The 25153-nt window shown below is 63.2% G+C and carries 20 protein-coding genes and 1 riboswitch; of the genes, 9 read left to right on the top strand and 11 right to left on the bottom strand.

What is annotated here, in order from left to right:
- Positions 1–2 precede the first annotated feature (2 nt).
- From RhoBH5_RS24770 to RhoBH5_RS24750, 5 genes are all read right to left on the bottom strand, one after another.
- Complete coding sequence (locus RhoBH5_RS24770; RefSeq protein WP_082661496.1) at positions 3–860, bottom strand: HAD family hydrolase; 858 nt, start codon at positions 858–860, stop codon at positions 3–5.
- The gene (locus tag RhoBH5_RS24765; protein ID WP_003941082.1) at positions 857–1966 is read right to left on the bottom strand and encodes a cysteine protease StiP family protein; all 1110 of its coding nucleotides are present in this window, start codon (positions 1964–1966) and stop codon (positions 857–859) included. The genes RhoBH5_RS24770 and RhoBH5_RS24765 overlap by 4 nt, the downstream gene beginning before the upstream one ends.
- A complete protein-coding gene (locus RhoBH5_RS24760; protein ID WP_007727042.1) occupies positions 1963–3252 on the bottom strand; it encodes a phosphoribosyltransferase family protein in 1290 nt (429 codons plus the stop codon). The genes RhoBH5_RS24765 and RhoBH5_RS24760 overlap by 4 nt, the downstream gene beginning before the upstream one ends.
- Positions 3249–4406: an HpcH/HpaI aldolase/citrate lyase family protein gene (locus RhoBH5_RS24755; RefSeq protein ID WP_007727044.1), complete on the bottom strand. Its 1158-nt coding sequence runs from the start codon at positions 4404–4406 to the stop codon at positions 3249–3251. Before RhoBH5_RS24755 ends, RhoBH5_RS24760 begins: the two co-directional genes overlap by 4 nt.
- A gap of 92 nt (positions 4407–4498) precedes the next feature.
- On the bottom strand, positions 4499–5644 hold the full coding sequence (locus tag RhoBH5_RS24750; RefSeq protein ID WP_007727045.1) for a hypothetical protein: 1146 nt from the start codon (positions 5642–5644) through the stop codon (positions 4499–4501).
- 243 nt (positions 5645–5887) lie between these two features.
- Here RhoBH5_RS24750 and RhoBH5_RS24745 point away from each other — a divergent pair, with 243 nt between their 5' ends.
- The 5 genes from RhoBH5_RS24745 (at position 5888) to RhoBH5_RS24725 (ending at position 10271) form a co-directional block, all read left to right on the top strand.
- Entirely contained in the window at positions 5888–6463 is a 576-nt protein-coding gene (locus RhoBH5_RS24745; protein ID WP_003941199.1) for a TerD family protein, read from the top strand.
- A gap of 137 nt (positions 6464–6600) precedes the next feature.
- A complete protein-coding gene (locus RhoBH5_RS24740; protein WP_029254390.1) occupies positions 6601–7725 on the top strand; it encodes a DUF475 domain-containing protein in 1125 nt (374 codons plus the stop codon).
- A 175-nt stretch (positions 7726–7900) separates the two neighbouring features.
- Positions 7901–8377: a GNAT family N-acetyltransferase gene (locus RhoBH5_RS24735; RefSeq protein ID WP_050655991.1), complete on the top strand. Its 477-nt coding sequence runs from the start codon at positions 7901–7903 to the stop codon at positions 8375–8377.
- An 18-nt stretch (positions 8378–8395) separates the two neighbouring features.
- Complete coding sequence (locus tag RhoBH5_RS24730; protein ID WP_270008901.1) at positions 8396–8845, top strand: GNAT family N-acetyltransferase; 450 nt, start codon at positions 8396–8398, stop codon at positions 8843–8845.
- Between the two features lie 64 nt (positions 8846–8909).
- Entirely contained in the window at positions 8910–10271 is a 1362-nt protein-coding gene (locus RhoBH5_RS24725) for a lipase family protein (protein ID WP_050656002.1), read from the top strand.
- Positions 10272–10289: 18 nt separating this feature from the next.
- Here RhoBH5_RS24725 and RhoBH5_RS24720 read toward each other — a convergent pair whose 3' ends face one another.
- The 3 genes from RhoBH5_RS24720 to RhoBH5_RS24710 form a co-directional block, all read right to left on the bottom strand.
- Positions 10290–10994, bottom strand: coding sequence for an MgtC/SapB family protein (locus RhoBH5_RS24720; protein WP_003941187.1), 705 nt, complete (start codon positions 10992–10994; stop codon positions 10290–10292).
- Positions 10995–11003: 9 nt separating this feature from the next.
- Positions 11004–13697 (bottom strand): magnesium-translocating P-type ATPase, encoded by a 2694-nt coding sequence (gene mgtA / locus RhoBH5_RS24715; RefSeq protein WP_270008900.1) that lies wholly within the window; start codon positions 13695–13697, stop codon positions 11004–11006.
- A gap of 348 nt (positions 13698–14045) precedes the next feature.
- Positions 14046–14219, bottom strand: a riboswitch (M-box (ykoK) riboswitch).
- Between the two features lie 45 nt (positions 14220–14264).
- Positions 14265–14849, bottom strand: coding sequence for a TetR/AcrR family transcriptional regulator (locus RhoBH5_RS24710; RefSeq protein WP_029254386.1), 585 nt, complete (start codon positions 14847–14849; stop codon positions 14265–14267).
- A gap of 126 nt (positions 14850–14975) precedes the next feature.
- Between RhoBH5_RS24710 and RhoBH5_RS24705 the strand changes: the two genes are divergently transcribed.
- From RhoBH5_RS24705 to dszD, 3 genes are all read left to right on the top strand, one after another.
- Positions 14976–16079 (top strand): hypothetical protein, encoded by a 1104-nt coding sequence (locus RhoBH5_RS24705; RefSeq protein ID WP_058227968.1) that lies wholly within the window; start codon positions 14976–14978, stop codon positions 16077–16079.
- Between the two features lie 15 nt (positions 16080–16094).
- The gene (locus RhoBH5_RS24700) at positions 16095–16568 is read left to right on the top strand and encodes a YbaK/EbsC family protein (protein ID WP_047269684.1); all 474 of its coding nucleotides are present in this window, start codon (positions 16095–16097) and stop codon (positions 16566–16568) included.
- 208 nt (positions 16569–16776) lie between these two features.
- Entirely contained in the window at positions 16777–17355 is a 579-nt protein-coding gene (dszD, locus tag RhoBH5_RS24695; protein WP_003941189.1) for an NADH:FMN oxidoreductase DszD, read from the top strand.
- Positions 17356–17407: 52 nt separating this feature from the next.
- Here dszD and RhoBH5_RS24690 read toward each other — a convergent pair whose 3' ends face one another.
- Both RhoBH5_RS24690 and gabT read right to left on the bottom strand, forming a co-directional pair.
- Positions 17408–18853, bottom strand: a complete 1446-nt coding sequence (locus RhoBH5_RS24690; protein WP_065351874.1) for an NAD-dependent succinate-semialdehyde dehydrogenase — start codon at positions 18851–18853, stop codon at positions 17408–17410.
- 1 nt (position 18854) lies between these two features.
- The gene (gabT, locus tag RhoBH5_RS24685) at positions 18855–20219 is read right to left on the bottom strand and encodes a 4-aminobutyrate--2-oxoglutarate transaminase (RefSeq protein ID WP_007727077.1); all 1365 of its coding nucleotides are present in this window, start codon (positions 20217–20219) and stop codon (positions 18855–18857) included.
- Between the two features lie 128 nt (positions 20220–20347).
- Here gabT and RhoBH5_RS24680 point away from each other — a divergent pair, with 128 nt between their 5' ends.
- A complete protein-coding gene (locus RhoBH5_RS24680; protein WP_270008899.1) occupies positions 20348–21865 on the top strand; it encodes a PucR family transcriptional regulator in 1518 nt (505 codons plus the stop codon).
- On the opposite strand, the gene RhoBH5_RS24675 is transcribed toward RhoBH5_RS24680, so the two are convergent.
- Entirely contained in the window at positions 21842–25048 is a 3207-nt protein-coding gene (locus RhoBH5_RS24675; RefSeq protein ID WP_270008898.1) for an NAD-glutamate dehydrogenase domain-containing protein, read from the bottom strand. The two genes, RhoBH5_RS24680 and RhoBH5_RS24675, sit on opposite strands and share 24 nt — an antisense overlap.
- Between the last annotated feature and the right edge of the window lie 105 nt (positions 25049–25153).

Here is a 25153-nt window from a genome sequence, read left to right as displayed (position 1 = left end):
TATTACCCGAGCGCGGAAGAGAACCACCGCAAGATCTCCGCGCTCGCTGCGATACCGGACCTTTCTGTCACAGTAACGGTCGGCCGTTGCCAATTCAGTTCTTCCAGCTCACCGTGCCTGGGCCTGATCGCGAAATCGGAGTATTCGAGCATGTCCGCATCCAATGCGCCGTCACCAGCCGAGATCACGACGGCGGACTGATCCAGATCACCCGACTCGACCAGTCTGCGGCGCACCTCTGCCAGCGCGCGTGACTTCGAGACAGCGTCGGGCATCGTGTAGATCTTGCGGCCTTGACGAGAGACGTTCCAGCCCCGCGCCACACACCAGTGATTCCATTCGGTCTCGAATTCACTCGGCATCACGGCCAGATCGACGACCAGGTACGGAAACAGATCGTCGGCAACACGAATGGAGCTGACCCAACTCGAGTCGATGCGCGATTCCAGTTCCGCCTGAACCTGCGGCAACTCGGCGCCGGCCTTGCGGGTCGAACGGTCGATCTCGTTTCGCCACTCGCGATCGGCTTCGCCGTCCACCAGGATGTTTCCGCCGTTGCTCGTGATCGCGTACTTCCACGGTCCGCCGGGGAGATCGATCCGCTGAAACTGTGCGATGGTCCGGGTCGTTGTCGGAATCACCGGAACCCGCGAGCTGAGCGCAGTCAGCAGTTCGATCGATTCGACGCTCATGTGCGAGAGCGGACCGCCGTTGTAGTACTCGACGCACAGCGGGCTCGGTGCCGAATCCAGGTCGGAGCCACTGGGATCGCCGCCGATCGCGGCCTGCGAATAGATCATCGTGCGGTCCAGATCCGTGGCGATCAGGACCTGGGACGCAGCGGTGTCCACACGGCTCACGTGATGTCCTTGATCAGGCCGACACACGAGTAGGCGAGATCCGGGACGACCTCGACCGGGACCCCACGGGCCTGTGCCAACAACCGGATGTGTGCGTGCTCCGGGGCTTCGAGTTCGCGCACCAGAACCTTCCAGGGAAGCCGGCGCAGCAGCACCCTGGTTGTTTCTCCGACACCGGGTTTGACGAAGTTGACCGTCGAGATCCCGTACTCGGCCTGCACCTTCTCCACCGACTCCCAACCGGCCCAGGTCGGCGTCCGATCGGAATCGAGCACTGCAGCAAGAGAATCCGCTGCGTCGCCGCGAACCGAATCGAACTCGGCCGAGACCACGTCGAGCAACCTGTTGGAAACGTCGACGTCGGCGAGGTCGGCGTAGAACTTGGCGCCGTGGAAATCGCCGGGCCCGATGAGGGTGTCGTTGAGGACAGTTCGTGAGACCAAGCCGGACACCGTCGAATTGAGGCACGCCGACGCGATCAGGAAGTCGTCACGGGTCCCGTACGTTCGCACGCAGTGTCCGGGGTCGGCGAGAACAGCCAGATCGGAGTCGAACTTCGCTCCGCCTGCCTCGTGGTACTCCGTCAACGCTGCGTCGAGTTCGCGGGCGATGGCGCCCTTGCCCGTCCAGCCGTCGACGAAGACGACGTTCTCCGAGTCGTGATGGTGCGCAAGATAATCGAGTGCGACGGAATCGATTCCTTTGCCACGGACGATGGACACCGCATAGTGCGGCAACGTCAACCCGCGGGTCTGCTGGGCCCAGCGCCGCATCAGAATCCCGATCGGTGTTCCGGCCCGGGCGAGTGAGACCAGCGTGATGTCACTCCCCCGCTCGGCCAAGACCAGGTCCATCACGGTCCCGACAGCGCGCGCCAACCGTGGAGCGCTCTCGGCGAGCACCGTCTCGAAAAGATCCCGGTATGCCTGATCGGGTTGGTACTCGATGGGGAGAGACTCGGCATAGTGCGCCTCACCCGACTGAATACGCTTCTCGCGCACGGATACATCCGCTTCGAGATCCACGTGCGAGAGATCCTTGAGCAGCCACTTCACTTCGCCCGGCGCGTACGAACCGAATTCGGGCCCGACCAATGGTTCGTTCATGACGAGCTCCCTGCTCTGGAATCTCGCAGCGCCGACGGATCGGCCCCGCGAACGGTGGCGACCAGGACGTCGGTGCCGGAGTTCCGCAACACCTCGACCACTCCGTCCATCGCCGTCAACCGATCGGTGTCGGCGGGCTCGTCGATGACCAGCAACGCAAGGGCGTCGACCGCCGCATCAGGCCACTGCGCGTTGTAGACGTATCGAGGGTCGTTCTCACCCAGTTCGGGCGCCGGAAAGGTGAACCCGCGACGCAGCGGGTATCCCGGCACGTCGACGACGTACGCGGGTGAGCGAGTTGTGGTCTGGTAACGAACTGCTCGCCCAGAGCTTTCCAAGCCCGCAGCGATGCGCAGTGGCAGGTACATCAACTCCTCGTGACCGATCACGATCACAGCACGCGACGCGTCGATCGACGATTTGAGAATGGACACCGCTGCCTCGACGGCTGACTCGAATGCCGCGGTGTCGCCATCGAGAAAGCCGTGCCTGCCACCGTCGGGGACATGTGCCGGCCACGGCAGATCGATCCGTGCCAGCGTGCCACGGCGGTCACCGATCGGATTGAGATCCGGAGCATCCAGCGCCGTGACGCGCTCGGTCAGGCCGTCGGGCAGGACCGTCGAACCCGAAGCGAGAGAGACGTAGTCGATTCGTACATTCAACTCTGCCGCCGCGGCTTCGCCGGCGACTCGGTGTTCCTCGGTTCTCATGTCCACCAGCGAGGCCACGACGTAGCGGCTTCGCGGGCATTGCCCGTGCAGCGCCCGGATGGCATCGATCGCGGTGGCGCCGGTGGAGATCTCGTCGTCGACGAGGACCAGAGGCAGGTCGTTCTCGAACAGTTCGGCGGACGTCGGCTGCATCAGATGGCTCGTGGCGTGCGAGTGCCCCTCCTCGAATCCGGCGAGCGTCGTAGCCCCTGGTACGTCTCGGCGCGTGGAGTGCAGGTAGCAGTGAGCGTGCAGGCGAGCTGCGACGCAGTGGCCCAAACCTGTTGCGGTTTCGGCAAACCCGAGAACGACGACGTCGACACCCTCACCGAGGGTTGTCCGCACCAGATCGCCGAGGTCGTCGGCAGCGCCGATGACCACGGACGGCTCGGTGGGCACGTGCTTTCCCAGCACGGTGGACACCAGCAGATGAGCGCGACGCGGATTCCGCCGAAGTCCCGGGATCACCAGATCGGGCACCGAATGCCCGAGTGACGAATCACCGTGAACGAGGTCCAAGCCGAATTCTGCTGTAGCCCAGGGAACGTCCTTGGACTGGACAAGCTCTGTCATCGATCGACCAACGCCGTCAGCAACTCGACGAACGTGATTCCCTTGTTGGTCACACCGAACACGTGAGCTCGGAGCGCAGTCTGATGGGCCCAATTGCGGTGCGGCTTCATCTCGTTCATCTTGTTCCGGTAGCCGGACGCCTGAACTCCCCCGGCGTCGGCACCGAGAATGTCGAGGGCATCGTGATATTCCTCGTGCGTGACAGCGGACAGTGCATTGACCGCTGCGACGTGCGACGGGTGGATGACCGTCTTGCCCTGGATTCCGTTGGCTCGGTCCAGCGCGATCTCACGGAGCAGACCGTCGAGGTCGCGGCTGACGAGATGCTGACGGAACCGGACGGCGTCGTGTTCCTCGAACGGGGTGGCGCGCAGCATCGGCCGGAACATGCGTTCGTGATCGGCGAAGTACTCCCACACGGGCCCGGTGATGACAAAACCCGAACCGTCCGCGCGCCCGAGATAGTTGACGATGTCGGCGATGACGTCGACCACCACGCGCACGTCGTAGATGGTCAGATCGCGGTCACGACGGATGCCGAAGGTGCTGCACATGTCGGTGGCGCCGATGCGGACGGCAAGGATGCGATCGCGGTGCTGCCCGAGAATCCCACTGATGGTGCGCAATTCGAGATCACGCGTATCGCGGTGCACCAGCGCGGGTGATTCGAGTACCGGCATCGCGTAGAGATGCTTACCCAGCAGTTCGGATGCGTCCGCGACGGCGTCGAGAAACACGGGGCCGGACTCGCTGCCGAACTTCGGGATGACGAACCCGGTGAGCGCGGCGCGCCCCTCGGTCAACGACGCGGCGACCTTGTGGATGTCCGCGACTTCACGGACCCGTACGAACAGCAGCATGCCGACGGCGTCGGTGGACGCGATCTTGTCGAGAGCGTCAACCGCGTTCGCTCGCGCCGACTCCACCTCGTGATCCGCGACGGCGTCCTCGAGATCAAGCACCATCGAGCTGACGCCCTCGGACGCACGCTTGACCACGATGTCGGCCAACCCGGCTCGGGTGGCAGGAACGTAGAGAGTTGCACCCAGAGCAATCGCGAGCAGATCCCTCTCGTCGGAATCCGCGAACGATCGAGGCGCATGCAGGAACAGTTGCTCCCGCACGTCATCCTCGAGATGTTGAAAGTGCTGCATTTCTCTTCTCTCTGTAACCGCAATCAAGTCCATGAAACGACCCCCTGTGACAACGCGTCGAGCAACTCCGATCCCCCGATCGGCCCGACCATTCAGTTTTTGCCGGCTCGCGCCCGCATCTTCTCGACAACTTCGGTGATGAACGTCGATACCGAGTCCAGCTGTAATACATACGACCAGTAGTCCGGATGAGTTCCCGACAGTGACGCACTCGCTCGCTCGATCCTTGCTAGTTGAGCATCGAGTACGGAGCCCCACTCCGCCACCAACCCTTGGTTAACAGCGAACATCTGGGCGTCTTTCAGCCGGAAACGAACCTCACGTTCCTTTTGGCTCGGATCTGCCCGGACTGCACGCAGAGTGGCGAGACGGTCCGTCACGGCGTCGGCACACGCTTCGGCGTCGGCGAGGTGCACGCGGGCTTCGGCCATCAAAGCCAGTGCATGTTCGGGGTTTCCCGCAGCCAGCGACTGCTTCGCTTCCTTGAGATCGATGTCGGCCTGATCGATATGCGCTCGGCTGCGACTGCTGTTGTCGACGAGGTCAGCAGAACTCGCGGCGTTGAACTCGCGCAGCAATGCGGAGTACGCCGGATCCAGGCGGTCCACTCGAGTGCGCACTGCCGACAACCTGGTCGAGACCGAGGAAATCGTCATCTCGGCACGGTGCTGGGTCGACGGGGCTTCTGCCAATGCTTCCTCGAGCGCCGATACCGCTTCGCGGACACTCTCGGCCCGCGTGCGGACTGCGTCGGCGCGACCGGATGAGCGCGCATTGTCGAGCGCTGCAACCGCGTCGTCGAGGTGTTCGGAGGCCGTCACCACCGACGGGTACTCGCGATAGCGCTGATCGGTGGCAGCCAGTTTTTCCCGGACGGCGTTCGCCAGGGTTCGGGCCTGCTGGCCGAGGACGGGAATGGCGGACATCGTGACCGTCGCCTGCTCGAGGTGCGCACGATGCCCGTTGTAGAAGGCGTCGACGCCCTTCGCCGCCTCGACGAGTTCGGCTACCGACTTTTCGAACGCCGCCCGAGCACCGTTCGGGTTCTGGTGAAGTACCTGATCGTTGCCATAGCGCTCGGATGTGTCGAGGTAGTCCGACGCAGCCTGGAAGCACCGATCCCGAACGGGTTCCCACGCAGCGCGCAGCCCTCGCTCGGGGTACAGCTCGGCGGAAGCGTCGACTGCTGCCGACGCGATGGTCTGCCGCTTGTCCATGTCGAGGAACGCCGAAACCATGGCCGTCTGCGCCTCCCGCGCACGACTGACCGACTCCCCCACTCTTGCCCCCCGATTGAAGCGCTCCGACCATCTTCCCACCACGATTGAATCCTACGGGTCCAGCACTTCGCTTCTCGGTTCGTAATTCTGCTGTTACGGCGAACACACCGGAACTGCGGTTAGGGTGGTGGAGGTAAACACACTCCCAAGACGACTTCGCGTCGTAGTGGGCCTTGTCTCTCCTCTTGAAAGGACCCCTGAATGGGCGTCAGCTTGACCAAAGGCGGCAATGTCTCTCTCACGAAGGAGGCCCCGAACCTGACTGCAGTGGTCGTCGGCCTGGGCTGGGACGCGCGTTCCACCACCGGAGCTGCTTTCGACCTCGACGCCAGCGCAATCGGCGCAGGCTCGAACAAGAAGGTCCTCTCCGACCAGCACTTCATCTTCTTCAACAACCTCCGTTCGCCCGACGGCTCGATCGAGCACAAGGGTGACAACACGGACGGCGAAGGCGAAGGCGACGACGAGCAGATCGACGTGAACCTCGCAGCGGTTCCCGCCGAGGTCGAGAGCGTTGTCTTCCCCGTCTCGATCTACGACGCAGAAGCTCGCTCGCAGTCCTTCGGCCAGGTCCGCAACGCGTACATCCGCGTCGTCGACAAGTCGAACGGCAACGAGCTCGCTCGTTACGACCTCTCCGAGGACGCTTCCACCGAGACCGCCATGGTCTTCGGTGAGCTGTACCGCAACGGTGCAGAGTGGAAGTTCCGCGCAATCGGCCAGGGCTACGCGTCCGGCCTCGCGGGCATCGCGCGCGATTACGGCGTCAACGTCTGATCTTCGCTCTCGACGAGCTGACTCGGGGAAGGTTCCGCAGTAGTCTGTGGAACCCTCCCCGTTTTCACGTTCGGATGCGGTGAGAGACCGCTTGCAGTAACCACTCTGCATTGACCAACTAGAAAGGGCCACGCTCCGTGGTACTGCGAATATTCGGTTTATCCATCGCAATTTCGATCCTCGCGATGATCGTTGCGTTCATCTACGGCGGACCCGAGGCACTGTTCCTCGTCATCATCCTGTCGATTCTGGAAATCTCGCTTTCCTTCGACAACGCCGTCATCAACGCCACTGTTCTGCAAAGAATGAGTGAATTCTGGCAGAAGATCTTCCTCACCATCGGCGTCATCATCGCCGTCTTCGGTATGCGTCTGGTGTTCCCACTCGTGATCGTCTGGGCTGCATCCGGTCTCGGTCCCGTAGCTGCACTCGACCTCGCGCTCAACCCGCCGCCGGACGGTGCAGCGTACTTCCCCGGCACGAACGAGCCGAGCTACGAAACCATCCTCACGGACGCTCACCCGCAGATCGCTGCCTTCGGTGGCATGTTCCTGCTGATGCTCTTCCTCGGTTTCATCTTCGAAGAGCGTGAGATCACCTGGCTGTCTTGGCTCGAGAAGCCCCTCGCTCGCATCGGCAAGCTCGATCAGCTCTCCGTCGTCGTGGCCGGCATCGTCCTGGTACTGAGTGGTTCGTTCCTCGCCGCTGACGACAAGGTCTCCACCGTCATGATCTCGGGCGTTCTGGGCATGATCACCTACATCGCGGTCAACGGCTTGGGTGAACTGTTCAATCTGCCGGAAGAAGGCGAAGAGGAAGAAACCGCCAAGTCCGGCGGCCCCACGCAGCTCGCGAAGGCGACCGGTAAGGCCGGCTTCTTCCTGTTCCTCTACCTCGAGGTCCTCGACGCGTCCTTCTCCTTCGACGGCGTCATCGGCGCATTCGCCATCACGGCAGACCCGATCATCATCGCCCTCGGCCTCGGCTTCGTCGGCGCGATGTTCGTCCGTTCCATCACGGTCTTCCTGGTCCGCAAGGGCACGCTCTCCGATTACGTCTACCTCGAGCACGGTGCGCACTGGGCCATCGGCGCTCTGGCCGTCATCTTGATGGTGTCCATCGGCGTTCACATCAACGAGATCATCACCGGCCTGGTCGGTGTCTTCTTGATCGGCGCTGCTTTCATCAGCAGCCTCATTCGCAACAAGCGAATCGCGAACGAAGATCCGAAGTTGGACGAGAACACTCCGGCAACTGTCTGACGTTCTTTTCACGAAACGCCCGCGACCAATTGGTTGCGGGCGTTTTGTTTGTTATGCCGGAATTGAAACTCTCTGCATTCACAGCCGCGCGCCAATTGCTCAGCCGCGCGCCAAATTCAGCCTGCGGGTGAACAATTGCCCTGCGGGTGCGAAGAACCTATTTGTAAGGGAAACCATGAACGAGATAGTCATAGAGCGCGCAACGGACGAGGACGCCGCGGAAATCCTTGTTCTACAACGCTGTTGCTGGGTCTCGGAAGCAATCTCCAACAACAGCATGGACATACCCCCGCTCCACGAGGACCTACCCACGGTCCGAGCCTGGGTTCAGCAGTCGACGGTCTGGGCCGCACGACGCGGCGGCCGGCTCGTCGGGGCCGTGCGAGGAACCGCGGACGGAACCGCATGGCAGATCGGTCGCCTCATGGTGGCACCGGACTTGGCGGGCAACGGCCTCGGCCGACGCCTCTTGCAGCACGTGGAACAGAACGCTCCGGAGCACATCACACGTTTCGAGCTGTTCACCGGAAGCAGGAGCCTGCGGAACATTCGCCTGTACACCCGAGCGGGCTACTCCCAATTGCCGCCGGACCCCAGCCACATCCCCGGAGTCGTCTACCTGTCCAAGCCGAACGCCATCAACTCCGACTGAACGGCGATACTGACTTCTGTGGTGAACATTCGCGTCGCAGCGCAGACAGACTTGCCGTTCTTACGTGAGCACGACTCACACATCGCAGCCGAGGAACTCGCGTCAGTGATCCAACGCGGCCGGATACTCGTCGCCGAGGACAACGGTAATCCAATCGGCTGGCTGCGCTGGGGCTTGTTCTGGGACGAGATTCCGTTCATGAACATGCTGACCGTCCTGTCTTCGAACCGCGGCCAAAGCATCGGGCGCGCTTTGGTCACAGATTGGGAAAAACGCATGAGCCGCGCGGGACACTCGCAGGTCCTCACCTCCACACTCGCCGACGAATCAGCCCAGAACTTCTATCGCGCAATGGGATACACCGACGCGGGAGTTCTGTTACTCCCAGGCGAGTCCTCCGAAATCTTCCTACGTCGAGACCTCGATACGACGACCGATCTGACCGATCCCCACATTACCCACGAGTAATATATGGTGGTCGTCACACCACGATCTCAGGGTGGGGCGTGGCACACCAATGTGGAGGACGAGTATGTCGTCAAGGGTCTTATCTCGCGCAGTTGTCGGAGTACTCGCGCTTGCACTGACAGGCGTCGGCGCACCGGTAGCGCTCGCGCAGCCAGTCCTTGCCAAGTCCCCCGATGACGGTTTCTACAGCTACGAGGGCGCGGCACCCCTCTCGTCGTACGCCCCGGGTGCGGTACTCGAGACTCGCACCGTGCCGTACACCGTGCTCAACATCCCGACCCCGATACAGGCAGTCCAGGTTCTCTACCGATCAACCGACGCCCTGGGACAGCCGTCCGCCAACGTCACCTCGATCCTGCGCCCGGCCAACGCCCAACCGAACAAAGTTGTTTCGTACCAGTCCTTTTACGATTCGCTGAACCCCGACGACAGCCCGTCGCGGGCCATCGCGGGTAACACCCCGATCGGCGACTGGACTCCCAGCGGACGCAACTTCAACATCGGCGGTACCTTCACGTCCATCGAGGCAGCCTTGTTCGGGCCGCTCTTCGCATTGGGCTACACGATCGTCGTCCCGGACACCGAGGGCCCGGATGCAAACTTCGCTGCCGGACCCGAATACGGGATGATGACGCTCGACGCTCTGCGTGCCGCCCGCGATGTCCCGGAAACCGGAATCACCGACGACGCAGAGATCGCGCTGATGGGTTACTCCGGCGGAGCGATCGCCACCAACTGGGCTTCGATACTCGCTCCCGCATATGCACCGGAGATCAACGACAACTTGATCGGTGCCGCGCAGGGAGGCGTGCTGGTCAATCCGGCCAACAACCTTCGCTACGCGAGCGGAAGCATCGGGTGGGGCGGCGTTGTCGGCATGGCAGTCGTCGGCGTTGCGCGTTCGTACGACATCGATTTCGGGAAGTATCTCAGCGACCGTGGACGCGACGTCATGGCTCGACTCGAAGACGCGTCCATCGGCAATGTGCTGGCACAGTATCCCGGACTGACCTGGCAGGATCTGGTCAAACCCGAGTACGCCGATCCCAATACGGTTCCCGAGTACGTCGATGTCGTGAACAAGATCAACATGGGCACCGCGGCGACACCGACCATTCCGATGTTCATCGCGCAGGCGGCCAACGGCACCATCGAGGGCACCCAACCCGGCGGCCCCGGTGTCGGAGCGGGAGACGGCGTGATGATCACGGGCGACGTCCGCACCCTCGCACGCAAGTACTGCGACGCCGGCCTGGCGATTCAGTACGACCAGTACGACACCATCAGCCACTTCCTCGGCGCCATGCTCTGGCTCCCCGGTGCGCTCGCCTGGGTCGACGACCGCTTGAACGGCAAGCCTGCACCGTCCAACTGCGCGAACATTGCACCGGGGAACTCACTTGCGCCGCAAGAACATGCGCGCTGACTGACAGCGAGCCTGAATCTACTTCGACGGTTCCACCTCCCACCGAACGTGAGTCACCAACGGTTCAAGGCTAAGTCGGCTGACGGCGGATTCCAGGAGTCCGTCGTCTCGCTCCGCGGCAGCCAGTTCGGCCACCACCCGCACGCGGTCGCTGTCCGGGATGTCGAAGGACTGCACTGACCGGAGCTGAAACTCGGGCCTCGAAATGGACTGCACGGTAAGACCTCTGATGTGAGCTTCGGCGTCGCCGTGACAGGTCACCTCGAAGGTGTAGTCCGCGGGTGGTTCTTCGCGTCCGGTTCGGGCAGGCTGGTGATCCATCATCCGGCCCAACGGCCTCAACAGCGTGTTCGCCAACATGATTGCGCCGGCACCGAACACCGCGACCCAGTACATTCCGCCGCCGGCCAGTGCGCCGACGGCGGCAGTGGCCCACAGAGTGGCGGCAGTGTTCAGGCCGGTGACCGACGCACCCTGCTTCATGATCACTCCAGCACCGAGGAAACCGATCCCCGAGACGATCTGCGCTGCGACGCGCGTCGGATCGGCGTCCGGGCCCTGAAACCCGTACGCGCCCATGATGACGAAGAGCGTCGCACCCAAGCTCACCAACGCGTTGGTTCGCAGACCCGCCATCCTTGCGCGCCATTGCCTTTCGATCCCGACGGCAGCGCCGAGGACGAGCCCGAGCGCTATCCGCACAAGGATGACGTGGATTTCCACGGTGAACTCCTAGAGCCAGGTCGCGAATCGACGGATGAACATTCCCTTGGCCACCTGCGTGACGACGCAGTATGCCGCGAGAGTGAGGACCAGCCACGGGAAGTAGTTCCACGGCAGTGAAACCAACCCGAGGGAATGACCCCAGGACGTGAACGGGAACACCAGCGCGAAGACGCAGGCGGCGCCTGTGCTGAGCAGTACCGGCAGCGATGCACGCGACTGGATGAACGGGATCTTGCGGGTGCGGATCATGTGAACGATCAGCGTCTGCGAGATCAATGACTCGATGAACCAACCCGATTGGAACAGCGCTGCATGCTCGGGAGAGTTGGCGGCGAACACGAACCACATCAGCGCGAACGTCGAGATATCGAAGATCGAACTGATCGGGCCGATGAACACCATGAACCGGCGAAGGCTCTTGGTCTCCCACTTGCGGGGCTTCGCGAGGAAGTCGTCGTCGACACGGTCCCACGGGATCGTGAGCATCGAGAGATCGTAGATCAGGTTCTGCAACAACAGAACTACGGGAATCATGGGGATGAACGGCAGCAGGGCACTGGCGACGAGCACCGAGAAGACGTTCCCGAAGTTCGACGACGCAGTCATCTTGATGTACTTCTGGATGTTTCCGAAGGTACGACGCCCTTCGATGACTCCTTGTTCGAGTACACCGAGGTCCTTCTCCAGCAAGATGATGTCCGCGGATTCGCGGGCGATGTCCGCCGCTGTGTCAACGGAGATGCCGACGTCCGCAGCCCGCAGTGCGGGTGCGTCGTTGACACCGTCACCGAGGAAACCAACCGTGTGGCCGACCCGGCGCAGCGATTCGACAATGCGTGCCTTCTGCATCGGATCCGTCTTCGCGAATACGGTTGTCCGCTGCACCAACTCGTCGAGGGCGTCGTCGCTCAACGCTTCGATCTCGGCGCCGGATACAACAGCTCCCACGTCGATACCGACTTTGCCGCAGACGGTTTCGGCGACCAGTTCGTTGTCACCCGTCACTACCTTGACCGCGACTCCGTGGCTCGCGAGGGCTTCGATCGCCCCGGCCGCAGATTCCTTCGGCGGGTCGAGGAAGGCCAGCAGTCCAACCAGGGTCATGCCCTCTTCGTCGGCCGTCGAGTACTCGCGGCGCTGCTCTTCGACGACTGTCTTGGTTGCCACCGCAAGCACTCGCTTACCTTGACCGTTCAGCTCCGCGACCAGACGGTCGACTCGGGCCAGCCATCCCGGTGTCAATTGGTGGGTCACCCCGTCCAGTTCCACCGATTCACAGACCGAAAGGAGCTCTTCCACTGCACCTTTGGTTACGATCAGATCGGCGTCTCCGTGGTCGACCACCACGGAGAGTCGACGGCGCTTGAAGTCGAAGGGAATCTCGTCCACCAACCCGTGGCGACGCGAGATCTCCTCGACCACTTCGGGACCGGCGGCCTCGATCACCGCGTCGTCGAGAAGACTGCGCAATCCGGTCTGATTCACGGAATTGACCGCCGCTAGCCGCAATACGTCCTCGGACTTACGTCCGGCAGTATCGAGATGCTCACCGAGAACGATGCGGTCCTCGGTGAGAGTTCCGGTCTTGTCCGTGCACAGAACGTCCATGGCACCGAAGTTCTGAATCGCGTTGATCTGCTTGACGATCACCTTCTTGCGCGACATGTGGAGCGCACCCTTGGCCAGGTTCGCCGTCACGATGAGCGGCAACATTTCCGGAGTCAACCCCACCGCGGTGGCGACGCCGAAGAGTAGTGCTTGGCTCCAGTCCTTGGTCAGTCCGTTGATGATGAACACCGCGGGAACCATGATCAGCATGAACTTGATCAGCAGGTAGCTGACACTGCGCACCCCGACGTCGAAGCTGGTTTCGGGTCGCTTGGACGCCAATTGTGCTGTCATGGCACCGAAGTAGGTCCGCTTGCCGGTGTGTACCGCAACGGCGGTGCCGCTGCCCGACACGACGGAAGTACCCATGAACCCGATGTTCTCGGCTTCGAGCAGGCGATCGACGTCGATCCCCGACGACGGGTCCGCCGACTTCTCGGCCGGCATCGATTCACCGCTGAGCATGGACTGATTGACCTGTAGATCCTTGGCCCGGATGATGCGGACATCGGCCGGGATCATGTCGCCGGCGGCAAGCTGGACTACATCACCTGGCAGTAACTGCTCGATCGGAATCTCAGCCGTGACCACGGTGTTGTTGATCTTGCGGGTGGCCGCGACGGTCGTCGTAACCATCGCCTTGAGCGCCTCGGCGGCGCGGCTCGAACGGTATTCCTGCCAGAACCTCAGTGAGACACTGACAAAGATCATCAACCCGAGAGTGATGATGCCCTCGTAGGAAGGACCGTCCTCGGGGTCCGCCCAGACCACGTCGGCCCCGACCATGATCAGGGCGAGGAATACCAGGATCAGGATGAACGGGTTCTTGAAGGCCCCCGCGAACTGCACGATTGCCGGCGCCGGGCGGTCGTGGCGGACATCGTTGCGCCCGTATTGCCGACGAAGATCGTCGATCTGATCGTCGCGAAGGCCGTTGGCCGTCGTGGTCAGATCGGCGAGGACGGTGCGCGTGTCCGAGGCCGAGTAGTCGACCAATTCCTGTGCGCTTTCCTTTGCCAGGACTGTTGAATGTGTTTGTTGTGCACTGTTTCTCGTGGGCCGTGGCCGCAATGCGAGAACGGAAAATGACATGACGAATCTCCTCGGCTGCCCGAACACGCCGGACCATGCCAGTGCATGAGGGCAGCAGAATGCGCTGAGCGACAATGGAAGTCGTCAGCGGACGCGGCAAAGCCGCGCAGATGAAGCCGAGGATGCAAAGAGTCAGTGACTGAAGAGCAAAAGACCGGGGTGAGCATCGTCGGCAAGAACAGAAGGATGGGTCGAATATCGACTCGGCGGGTCGTCCACGATGGTCACCTCCTGAAAGTTCGGGGCGTCCGATGACGCCACACAAAGTACATGCGCACAGCACACGCCAGGAGAACCGAATATCGACGTACTCTCGCCTTCGCCGGAAGAAACCGGCATCAAGCTGCGAAAACACCTCCACGTCCGAGTTTTGGCACTGCACGACGTGTCCCGATCAAGACCGGGAAGCCACTTTGGATCACCCCTTAAGCCGGGGAGATCTGTCCTAACCTTGGGCGTCTCTCGACGTCGTGAGATCAGTGGCCTGTGTTCGTGCAGAAGCCTCACCTAACGAGGTACTGCACCCAGAGGGTAGTTCTCAAATCTGTTGCCTGTCAACCGAGCAACTCAGACGGCGGGCAATCCTGCCCGTGCGACGGCGCCGGCGAAGAGTGCCGTCACGGCGGCACCCATCACGCTCTGATCAACTTCTTCCGGATCCACCGAGTGCTCGAGAACGAGCCCGGATATCAAGGCCATCAACGAGATTGCAGTGGTCCGCACATCGAAGGAATCGTCCACTCCCCATTCGCGGGCACGTTCACCGATCAACTCCACGAGTTGACTGCGCAAGTGGCGACGCTCACGTAAGTACGCCTGAGCGATCTGCGGATCACGTCCGGCGAGCACTCCGAATTCGAGGACGAGCAGTGACCACCCCGGGTCGTCGACCATCCACGTTGCAATGGCCTCGCCACCTTTGCCCGCCGCGTCGGCCGGGTTCATCCCGGCGATCTCGGCAAGCACACGGCCGGCCAGTTCGAGAGACCGTTGCGCGAACAGTTCGGCGAACAGATCCTGTTTCGACTCGAAGTTGGAGTAGACAGCCCCCTTGGTGAAGCCCGCTCGGCGAGCAACTTCAGTGAGACGTGCAGCACTGAATCCGCGCTCCGCAAACTCTTCCGCCGCAGCGTCGAGCAGTCTTTGCCGCACCACGTCACGTCCGGGGCGGGTTACCGGCGTCCAGTCCGGTTGACGAGATTCAGTCACGATACCTAGAGTATTCAATACCTCGGGTATTGACAAGCTCTTTACTTTCGACAAGATCAGGATTCTTTCGTGACCACTACGCATCCGGCACACGCCGCACCAGACAACAGCTCCACCCACGACGAACACCATCACGACAATCTGCTGGTGAAATACGGCGCACCCAAGGTGATGGCCGCGCTGTTCGTCGGCGTGCTCCTGCTGCAGATGGGCTTCATCCTCAGCTACGTCGCCGCCTTCCATCAGCCGACTCCGCGAGACATCGAAATCGCGGTCATCGCCGATCAGGGCACACCGGACGGCATGGATCAGCAGATCGCCGACAAACTCAATGCCATCGACGGCAGCCCGCTCGACGCTCAGGTGGTCGACAACACGGCGACCGCTCGCCGCATGATCAACGACCGCGAGATCCAGGGCGCGTTTGTCATCAATCCGGCCGGACCGGACACCCTGATCACCGCGAGCGCGGGCGGCAGCTCCATCGCGACATCACTCGAAGCGGTGTTCACGAAGGTCGAGGCGACACAGGACCGACAGTTCGTCGTCCGCGACGAGATCCCCGTCGGAGCCCACGACAACCGCGGCCTCTCGGGCTTCTACCTCTCGGTCGGCTGGGTCGTCGGCGGCTATCTCCTCGCGGCAGCCATCGGACTGTTCATCGGTGCGCCGAAGACTCTCCGCCAGGCAAGCGCACACACGGGCGTGATCGCGATCTACTCGATCATCTCGGGAGCTCTCGGCGCCCTCATTACCTCACACGTACTCGGAACTTTCGCGGGCCACTGGTTCCCGCTGTGGATCCTGGGAACAGCCGTGGTGTTCGGCACCGCCATGTTCACACTCGGATTGCGCGCTGCCATCGGCGTTCTGGCAGTCCCGCTGGCTATCGCCGTCTTCGTGATTCTCGGCAATCCCAGTGCGGGAGGCGCATTCGGCTCCAACGTGATTCCCTCGTTCTATGCCGCCATCGGCCGATGGATCACACCTGGCGCCGGCACCGAAGGCGTGCGGAGCATCGTCTACTTCAACAACGTCGGCGTCGGCCAGCCTGCTCTGACGCTTTTCCTGTACGCACTGATCGGTGCGGTCATGCTGTTCGGCTTTACGATCCGTCGCAACCGAAAGTCCACCGACACGACGCCGACTCCAGCTGTGGCGAACGCCGACTAGTCCTAGTCTGAACTCATGACGAGCCTCCTCCACCCCAACGCCTCGCACGTCGCCGAAACACTGATCTCGCGGGGTCACCACGGCGTCATCGTCACGCAGCCCGACGCCACGCACACCGCGGCCGAGGCAGCGGCGGCCGTCGGGGTGGAGGTAGGCGCGATCACCAAGTCACTGGTGTTCCTTCTCGACGACGATCCGGTCCTGCTGCTGGTCTCCGGCGCGCATCAGGTGAATCTGAAGGCCACCGGCGAACGCCTCGAAGGCAAGCTCACGCGGGCGCCGCTGGAGATGGCGAAGTCCGCGACGGGCCAGCCGATCGGTGGGGTCGCTCCGCTCGGGCATCCCACCAACCTGCCGACGTACGTCGATACCGCCCTCGAGCAGTACCCCGAGTTGTGGGCAGCCGCCGGGCACCCCAACACGGTCTTTCGCACGACGTACTCCGAACTCCTCCGAATCACCGCCGGCCTCGCCGTCGACATGGACTGAAGCACTTCAGCCAACCCGGTCCGAAACCACTCAGACGTGCGTCCACCTATAGTTGGACGCACCATGTGCACTGCAACCAGGACCCCGGCCGGCAACCACTGGCGTCGACGGCACGTAGATCTGTGCCGCACCGACGCCTGTCTGTGTATGCCGAGCGCAGTCACCTCGACCACACCGCACACCTCGAGTTCCAGCCGGAGAGTTCCCGTTGTCTGACAAGCCGAATGCCGTTTCCAGCCACACCACCCCCGACGTCCCCGAAGTAGCAGCGACGCCCGAGTTGTCCACCGGCATCTGCGCCGGTGACTACCGCGCTGCGCTTCGTCGCCACCCCGCCGGTGTCACCGTCGTGACCCTCGATTCGGGTACCGGCCCGGTGGGTTTCACCGCCACCTCGTTCTCGTCCGTCTCCCTCGAGCCGCCGCTCGTCTCGTTCAACATCGCGGAGACGTCGTCGAGCATCAATGCACTCAAGGCAGCCGAGTCCTTGGTGATCCACCTTCTCGGCGAACATCAGCAGCATCTGGCCCAGCGCTTTGCGCGTAGTGCCGATCAGCGTTTTGCAGACGAGTCACTGTGGGCAGTGCTCGACACCGGGGAACCGGTGCTGCACGGCACCCCCAGCTGGATGCGCGTCAAGGTCGACCAGTTGATCCCTGTCGGCGACCACACGCTGGTCATCGGACTCGTCACGCGGGTTCACGCCGAAGAAGACGACGAATCCGCTGCCGCACCGCTGCTCTACCACGAGGGCAAGTACTACCGCCCCACTCCGTTAGGTCAATAGACAACTGTGCGCCTTTATTAACCGCCCGCGGTTAATAAAGGCGCACAGCAAGTTAGAGCGCTACGTACTTTGTATCGAGATACTCGTCGATACCCTCGGTTCCGCCTTCACGGCCGAAGCCCGATTCCTTCACCCCACCGAACGGCGCGGCAGCATCGGAGATCGCGCCGCGGTTGACGCCCACCATGCCGGTGTCCAGCTTGGCCGAGACGCGCATCGCACGGTCGATGTCGCGAGTGTAGAAGTACGCCACGAGACCGTACTCGGTGTTGTTCGCAGCCGCGATCGCTTCGTCTTCGGTGTCGAAACCGACCACTGCCGCAACGGGTCCGAAGATCTCTTCCTTCAGCAGGCGCGCGTCGGCGGGCACCTGGTCGAGGACCGTCGGGGTGAAGAAGAACCCGGGGCCTTCGGGTGCCGATCCACCGGTGCGAACGCGAGCACCCTTGGACACGGCGTCGTCGACGAGTCCGGTGACGGTTGCGAGCTGCTTGGTGTTGATCAGCGGTCCGATGTTGGTGCCCTCGGCGTCACCGGCGCCCACCTTCAAGGCCGCAACCTTGGCGGTGAACTTGTCGGTGAACTCCTCGCGCACCGAGTTGGCGACGTAGATGCGGTTGGCCGCGGTGCAGGCCTCGCCGCCGTTACGCATCTTCGCGAGCATTGCGCCGTCGACAGCTGCGTCGATGTCGGCGTCGTCGAAGACGATGAACGGCGCATTACCACCGAGTTCCATCGACGTGCGGAGCAGCTTGTCAGCAGCATTGCGCACCAACAACTTTCCGACGCCAGTGGAGCCGGTGAAGGTGACCTTGCGCAGACGCGCATCTTCCATCAGCGGCCCACTGATGGAGGCCGCGTCGGACGTCGGGAGGATCGAGAGCACACCGTCGGGCAGACCGGCATCGGCGAACACCTGACCGAGGAGCTGCATGGTCAGCGGCGTGTCCTCGGCGGGCTTGACGATGATGGTGCAACCGGCAGCCAGCGCCGGTCCGATCTTGCGTGTGCCCATGGCGAGCGGGAAGTTCCACGGGGTGATCGCGAGGACCGGTCCGACGGCTTCCTTGGTGACCAGGATGCGACCGTTACCGGCCGGAGCCTGCGTGAAACGTCCGCCGATGCGTACTGCTTCCTCGCTGAACCAGCGCAGGAATTCGCCGCCGTAGTTGACCTCACCGCGGCTCTCTGCCAACGACTTACCCATTTCCAGGGTCATCATCAGCGCGAAGTCCTCGGCGCGGGCGTGCAGCAATTCGAAGGCGGTGCGCAGAATCTCGCCGCGTACACGTGCCGGCGTGGCCGCCCAGTCTTCCTGCGCCGCAGCGGCGAGGTCGAGCGCACGGATACCGTCGGCAGCGGTGGCGTCGGCTACCTGGGCGAGTTCCTCACCCGTTGCCGGGTTGTAGACCGCAAAGGTCTTCCCGGCCGGGACGAGCTTGCCGCCGAGCCAGAGACCCTTGGGTACCGAGTCGAGAAGATCCGAGACGTTGGACATGTCAGTTCCCCTGTGCTGCAGTGCGAATAGCGGTCTCGAGGACGGTCAACGCGTCGTCGAGCAGCTCTTCGGAGATGACCAGCGGCGGGAGCAGACGGATGACGTTGCCGTAGGTACCGCAGGTGAGGATCACGACGCCGGCAGCGAGGCATTCGGCGGCGATCTTCTTGGTGATGTCGGCGTCCGGCTCCTGCCCACCGGGCTTGACCAACTCGATGGCGAGCATCGCGCCGCGACCGCGAACGTCACCGATGACGTCGAGTTCCTTTGCCAGTGCGTTCATTCGGCCGACGACGGTCGACTCGATGGTGCGTGCGCGGCCACAGAGGTCGAGCTCACGCATCTGGTCGATGGACGCCAATGCAGCGGCGCAGGCGACGGGGTTACCGCCGTAGGTGCCACCGAGGCCGCCGGGGTGGACAGCGTCGATGAGCTCGGCGCGGCCCGTGACAGCGGCGAGCGGCATGCCGCCTGCGATGCCCTTGGCGAGCGTGACCAGGTCGGGGACGATGCCCTCGTGATCGCTGGCGAACCAGGCGCCGGTACGAGCGAAGCCTGCCTGAACCTCGTCGGCGATGAAGACGACGCCGTTCTCCTTGGCCCACGCGACGAGCGTCGGGAGGAAGCCTTCTGCGGGAACGATGAATCCACCCTCACCCTGAATGGGCTCGATGAGGATGGCGGCGGTGTTGGCAGCGCCGACCTGCTTCTCGATCATCGTGATGGCGCGCTGTGCGGCCTGCTCACCGGTGATCTTGGAGCCGTCGACATTGAGGCCCTCGCGGTACGGGTAGGACATCGGGACGCGGTAAACCTCGGGGGCGAACGGACCGAAGCCGCTCTTGTACGGCATGGACTTCGAGGTCAGTGCCATCGTGAGGTTGGTGCGGCCGTGGTACGCGTGGTCGAAGACGACGACTGCGTCGCGACCGGTTGCGTGACGGGCGATCTTGACGGCGTTCTCGACGGCTTCTGCGCCGGAGTTGAACAGCACGGAACGCTTCTCGTGGTCACCGGGGGTGAGCTCGGCGAGACGCTCGGCGACCTCGACGTAGCCCTCGTACGGAGCGACCATGAAACAGGTGTGGGTGAAGTGCGCGACCTGATCCTGAACTGCGGACACGACGGCCGGGTTGGAGGCGCCGACGCTGGTCACCGCGATACCGGCACCGAGGTCGATCAGCGAGTTGCCGTCGACGTCGACGATGACTCCGCCGTCTGCGTCGGCGACGTAGACCGGGAGGGTGGATGCGACGCCGGCGCCGACGACCTTCTTACGGCGTTCGGCGAGCGCAGCCGAGCGCGGGCCCGGGAACTCCGTGACGATGCGACGCTCCTGCGGAAGCCGGTATTCGATTGCACTCATGTGACCACCCTCTCGGTTGTGTATTGCATTCGAGTATGCGACGCGCGAAGCGTCGCAAGCACTGCCGAAATGGATACCCGGAGCTCCAGGGCTACTCCATATCGGCAACGACAGCTAGCCTTGATCAGGTGACGGTTCCGATCTCGTGGCTCTTGCGCCAGAAACACCTCTCGCTGGCTCTGCTCACCGACCGAGCAGCTGCCACCCACCCCGTCACGTTTGCGCAGGCCACAGAGCTGACGGACCCCACCCCGTGGCTTTCCGGCGGCGAATTGGTGCTCACCACCGGGTTGGCACTGGTGGGCGCGGACGCCACCGACTACAGCGAGTACATCGACCGTCTGGCCGCCGCAGAAGTATCGGCTCTGGGTTTCGGGACCGGCCTTTCCCACGAGAGTGTGCCCACAGACCTGATTGCCGCCGCCCGCAGCCGCGGACTCCCCCTGCTGGAAGTGCCGTTCACGACCCCGTTCGCGGCAGTCACGCGCGCGGTGATGACCCGTCTGAGCCAGCAGGAATACGAATCGGTACTCCGCGCGGCAGAAGTACAGACGCGCATCACCCGCGTTGCACTGCGCGGTGGCGTGTCGGCGATCGTGCGTGAACTAGCCACGGCCACAAAAACTTCGGTGGCGTTTGTCGGTGATCGGATCACCGCGGTGCATCCGGCAAACCAGAAGTCGTTGATCACCGAGGTTCGCGCGGTCGCGGCCACCACCCGCGATCCCAACGCTCCGGCGTCGATCTCGCAGAGCACACCCGAACGGACGCTGACACTGTCCCCCGTCGGCGTCACCGACAGTTGGCACGGCTACCTCGCCATGGCGGGCGCCGGGCCCCTGAGCAATATCGACAGAGTGTTGCTCGGGCATGCGGTCTCGCTGCTCACTCTCGAACTCGAGAAACCGGTTCGACTACGGGCCGAGCGAACTCGACTCAACGCCATGGCTTTCGGGCTCTTACTCGACGGCCGAATCCCCGAGGACGGTGTGCCGTCGTACTTGGACGAAGCGAGCGACACGCACGGCAACGTCCGTGTCGTCCACGTTCGCGGATCCGGACTCGGCCCCGTTCTTCGCGAACTCGACAACGCTCTCGCGCGAGCAGGCCGGCCGTTGTTCGCGCAATCCGAGGACGGTTCGCTGACCGTCCTCCTTCGCGGAACCGACACAATCGACACTGCCAAAACACTACTGGCGCAGCTCTCCCCCACCGAGGCGAAGACGGTGCGTGCCGGAATCAGCACCCCTCACCGTCTTCTCGACGCACCCCGCGCACTCGTCCAGGCCCGCGCCGCGGCCAACCTCACGACGGCTACGGCGCGCATTCTCGAGTTCGACGCTCTGAGTGGTTCGACGATTCTGGCATCCGAGTCTGCCCGTGAGGCATTGATCGCCATGGCTGTGGACACCATCCCGGTGTTGACGGAACACGACCAGGCACACGGAACCGCACTGGCCGCGTCTTTGCGCGCCTATCTCGAGGCAAACGGCCAATGGGAATCGGCCGCAGCCGAACTCGGTGTTCATCGGCACACCCTCCGAGGTCGCATCGCACGCATCGAGGAACTGCTGCAATGCGACCTCGGACAGGCCAGGGTCAGAGCCGAACTGCTGCTATCGCTACTCGCCTGGGAGGGCCGCTGAACCCTCCTCCGCGTGCACCGAAGCGAAGCTCGACGCACCGCGGACGAGTAGTTCGAGTTCGGCGTCGACCGTGCAGAGACGGGCGGTGTCCAGCGCTCCACTGCGGCTCACGCTCGACATCAAAGCCGTGAACCGGCGCACCGCTTGCGGATTGGCGGCGGTCCACAACTCGACGACCTCCGGATTACCTTCTCCGAGCGCTCCGGACACGAGGTCCGCGAAACGCGCCGTCAACCTGGCGTGGACGGCAGCGCTGCCCATGACCTCCCAATGCGAGGCACCGACGGCGACGTCGACGCCGCCGAGAACATCGCCCAGGTCGAGAGCGTCGGAGAGTTCCCGATAGATCGCGGCTGCGGCCGCGGCCGTCGTATTCTCCTGCAGTGCAATGTCTGCCAGGGCGAGCGCTCCGAAAGACGCCTCGATGCGCTCGCTGGCCGACAAACCGTCGGTGAGTTCCCGCACCGGGGCTGCCCACCGATCGATGTCGGCGCGCGGGTTCACGGTGAACCGGCCGGCTGCTCCCGGACGACGCAACACCCAGCTCATCTCGGATTCCAACAACTGCTGCAAGCGATCGAGAGCCTGCAACTGCTCGGTGGCGCGCAGCTCCGAGTTCAAGATCTCGCGCCGAAGTTCCTCGGTGCCGAGCACTTCGCTGACCACTGCGTAGGCCAGAGCCGCTTCCGGACTGTGGACTCCGAGGTGTTCCTCGAGCCGGAACAGCACGCCGGGTCCGACGCGGTTGACCAGTTCGTCGACCACCGAGGTGATGATGATGTCGCGGCCCAACCGATGTGCGCGGACCGCGTCCGGTGCTGCCTCGACGACGGAGAGCGGGAAGTACTGCGGGAGACGATCGGCGAAGATCTGATTGTCCGGGACGGTCGACGCCCCCAATTCCGCCGTCAGCACGTTCTTCGACTGCGCCACCAGCACAGCAAGTTCCGGACGGAGTAGGCCCTGCCCGGCACGCGCCCTGACCGCCAGCGCCTTGGCGTCGGGCAGAGATTCTTCCAGTCGCTTCATGGCGCCCGCCGAGACGAGGTTCTCGATCAACCGTTCGTGCTGATCGAGTAGGGCGGGAGCGCGGTGCTCGGCCAGGCTGATCGCGAGGGTCTGATCTTCGCTGGCCTCGAGTACCGATGCGGCTACCTCGTCCTGGGCCGCCGCAAGTAGTTCATTGCGCGAGGTCGAGTCCAACTCTGCGAGTGCGATCTTGATGTTGACCTCACGGTCCGAGGTAGCCACGCCTGCCGCGTTGTCGATGAAGTCGGCGTTGATTCGTCCTCCGCCAGCGGCATATTCGATGCGGGCACGTTGGGTGAAACCCAGGTTGCCGCCCTCACCCACCACGGTTGCACGCAACTCGTCAGCGCTGACGCGAACTGCGTCGTTGGACGGATCGGCCGCGTCGACGTTGCTTTCGGTCGACGCTTTCACGTAGGTACCGACGCCGCCGTTCCACAACAGGTCCACCGGAGCACACAGGACCGCTCGGATCAGTTCCTGCGGGGTCAAGTTCTCCTCGGTGATTCCGAGGGCCGCACGCGCCTCGAGCGGAAGGCGGATCGACTTCGCGCTCCGCGGCCAGACGCCACCGCCCGGCGACATCACGGTGCGATCGAAGTCGTCCCAGGACGAGCGCGGCACGGTGAAGAGGCGAGCGCGTTCGGCAAAGCTCGTCTCGGTGTCGGGGTTCGGGTCGATGAAGATGTGGCGGTGATCGAATGCCGCGACCAAACGGATCTTGTGCGAGAGCAACATTCCGTTGCCGAACACGTCGCCGGACATGTCACCGATGCCCGCGACGGTGAATGGATCGGTGTCGACGTCGAGGTCACGCTCGGCGAAGTGGCGTCGTACCGCTACCCAGGCGCCGCGAGCGGTGATGCCCATCGCCTTGTGGTCGTATCCGGCCGAACCGCCGGAAGCAAAGGCGTCGCCGAGCCAGAAACCACGCTCGACGGCGATGCCGTTCGCGACGTCCGAGAACCGTGCGGTCCCCTTGTCTGCTGCCACGACGAGATAGGAGTCTTCACCGTCGTACTCGATTACTTCTGCCGGGTGTACCGCAGCGCCGTCGACGATGTTGTCCACCACGTCCAGCAAGCCGCGAATGAAGGTGCTGTACGACTCCTGCACCTGCGCCGGGGTTGGTGACGACGTGCCCCGAACCACGAACGCGCCCTTGGCACCCGAAGGAACGATCGGGGAATTCTTCACGCTCTGGGTCTTCATGAGGCTCAGGGCCTCGGTGCGGTAGTCCTCGTATCGATCCGACCAACGCAGGCCGCCACGGGCGACGGAGGAACTACGCAGATGAACGCCTTCGACATTGGGTGCGCTGACGTAGATCTCGCGGAAGGGAACGGTCTTCTGAGGGGTGGAGAGCAACTGCGAGTCGATCTTGAACGACGCGTACGGCAGCGGGTCGCCGGACTCACCACGCAGGTACCAGTTGGTGCGCAGAGTCGCCTGCAGGAACGAACGAACGCCGCGCAAGACGCGATCCTCGTCGAGAGTGTCTGCACCGTCGACTGATTCGTCGATGGCCGCCGCCGCGGTGACCACTGCTGTCTCCCGCAATCCTGCTACGGCGGGATCGAAACGCGCAGTGAAGAGTTCGATTGCCTGCCGTACGAAGAGTGGCTTCGCTGCCAACACTCCGACGATGTAGCTCTCGGACAGCCCGATACGAGCCTGAGCGAGGAAACGGCACGCAGCGCGCAGCAACTCTGCGTCGCGCCACGTGATGTCTGCTCGTCCGATCAGACTGGAGAATGCGTCCATCCGGGTCTGTCCGGCGATGACGGCTTCGAAGGCGTCCGCCATCTTCTCCAGCGCACTGCCGTCGAAGGTGCTCGGCTCGAAGGTGAAGTAGTGCGCCGAACCCAGAACGGTCGGAAGGGGGCGGTGCGTCGAAACTCGGAGTCCGAGGGACTCGAAGTTCTCGCACAGATCGGAGAGGGAGGGCTCTCCGGACGGCCACAGCACCACACAGGTCAGATCGTCACTGCTCAGGGCATCGCTGTTCAAGTCGTCGCCCTGACGGAAGACGAGTCGCTGGCCCGCTGCTGCCAATTCGGCGACCAGTTCGAGCGCCGGGTCACCGGATCGATCACCGCCTGCCGGTCTCGATTCTGCAGCTGCGGTCTTGGTCGCCGATGATGTGCTCGCCATTGAACACCCTCCTGGAAATTATTGGATCCGAACACTTTCCAGTGTTGCGTGGATCACCGGAAAGAGGTCGTGCCCGATAGGAGTACCAACCCCCATCGGGCACGA

The organism is Rhodococcus sp. BH5, from assembly GCF_027583855.1.
Taxonomy (GTDB): Bacteria; Actinomycetota; Actinomycetes; order Mycobacteriales; family Mycobacteriaceae; genus Rhodococcus_F; species Rhodococcus_F qingshengii.
Note: the sequence above shows the minus strand (reverse complement) of the source record. Positions and strands in the feature narration are given on the sequence as shown.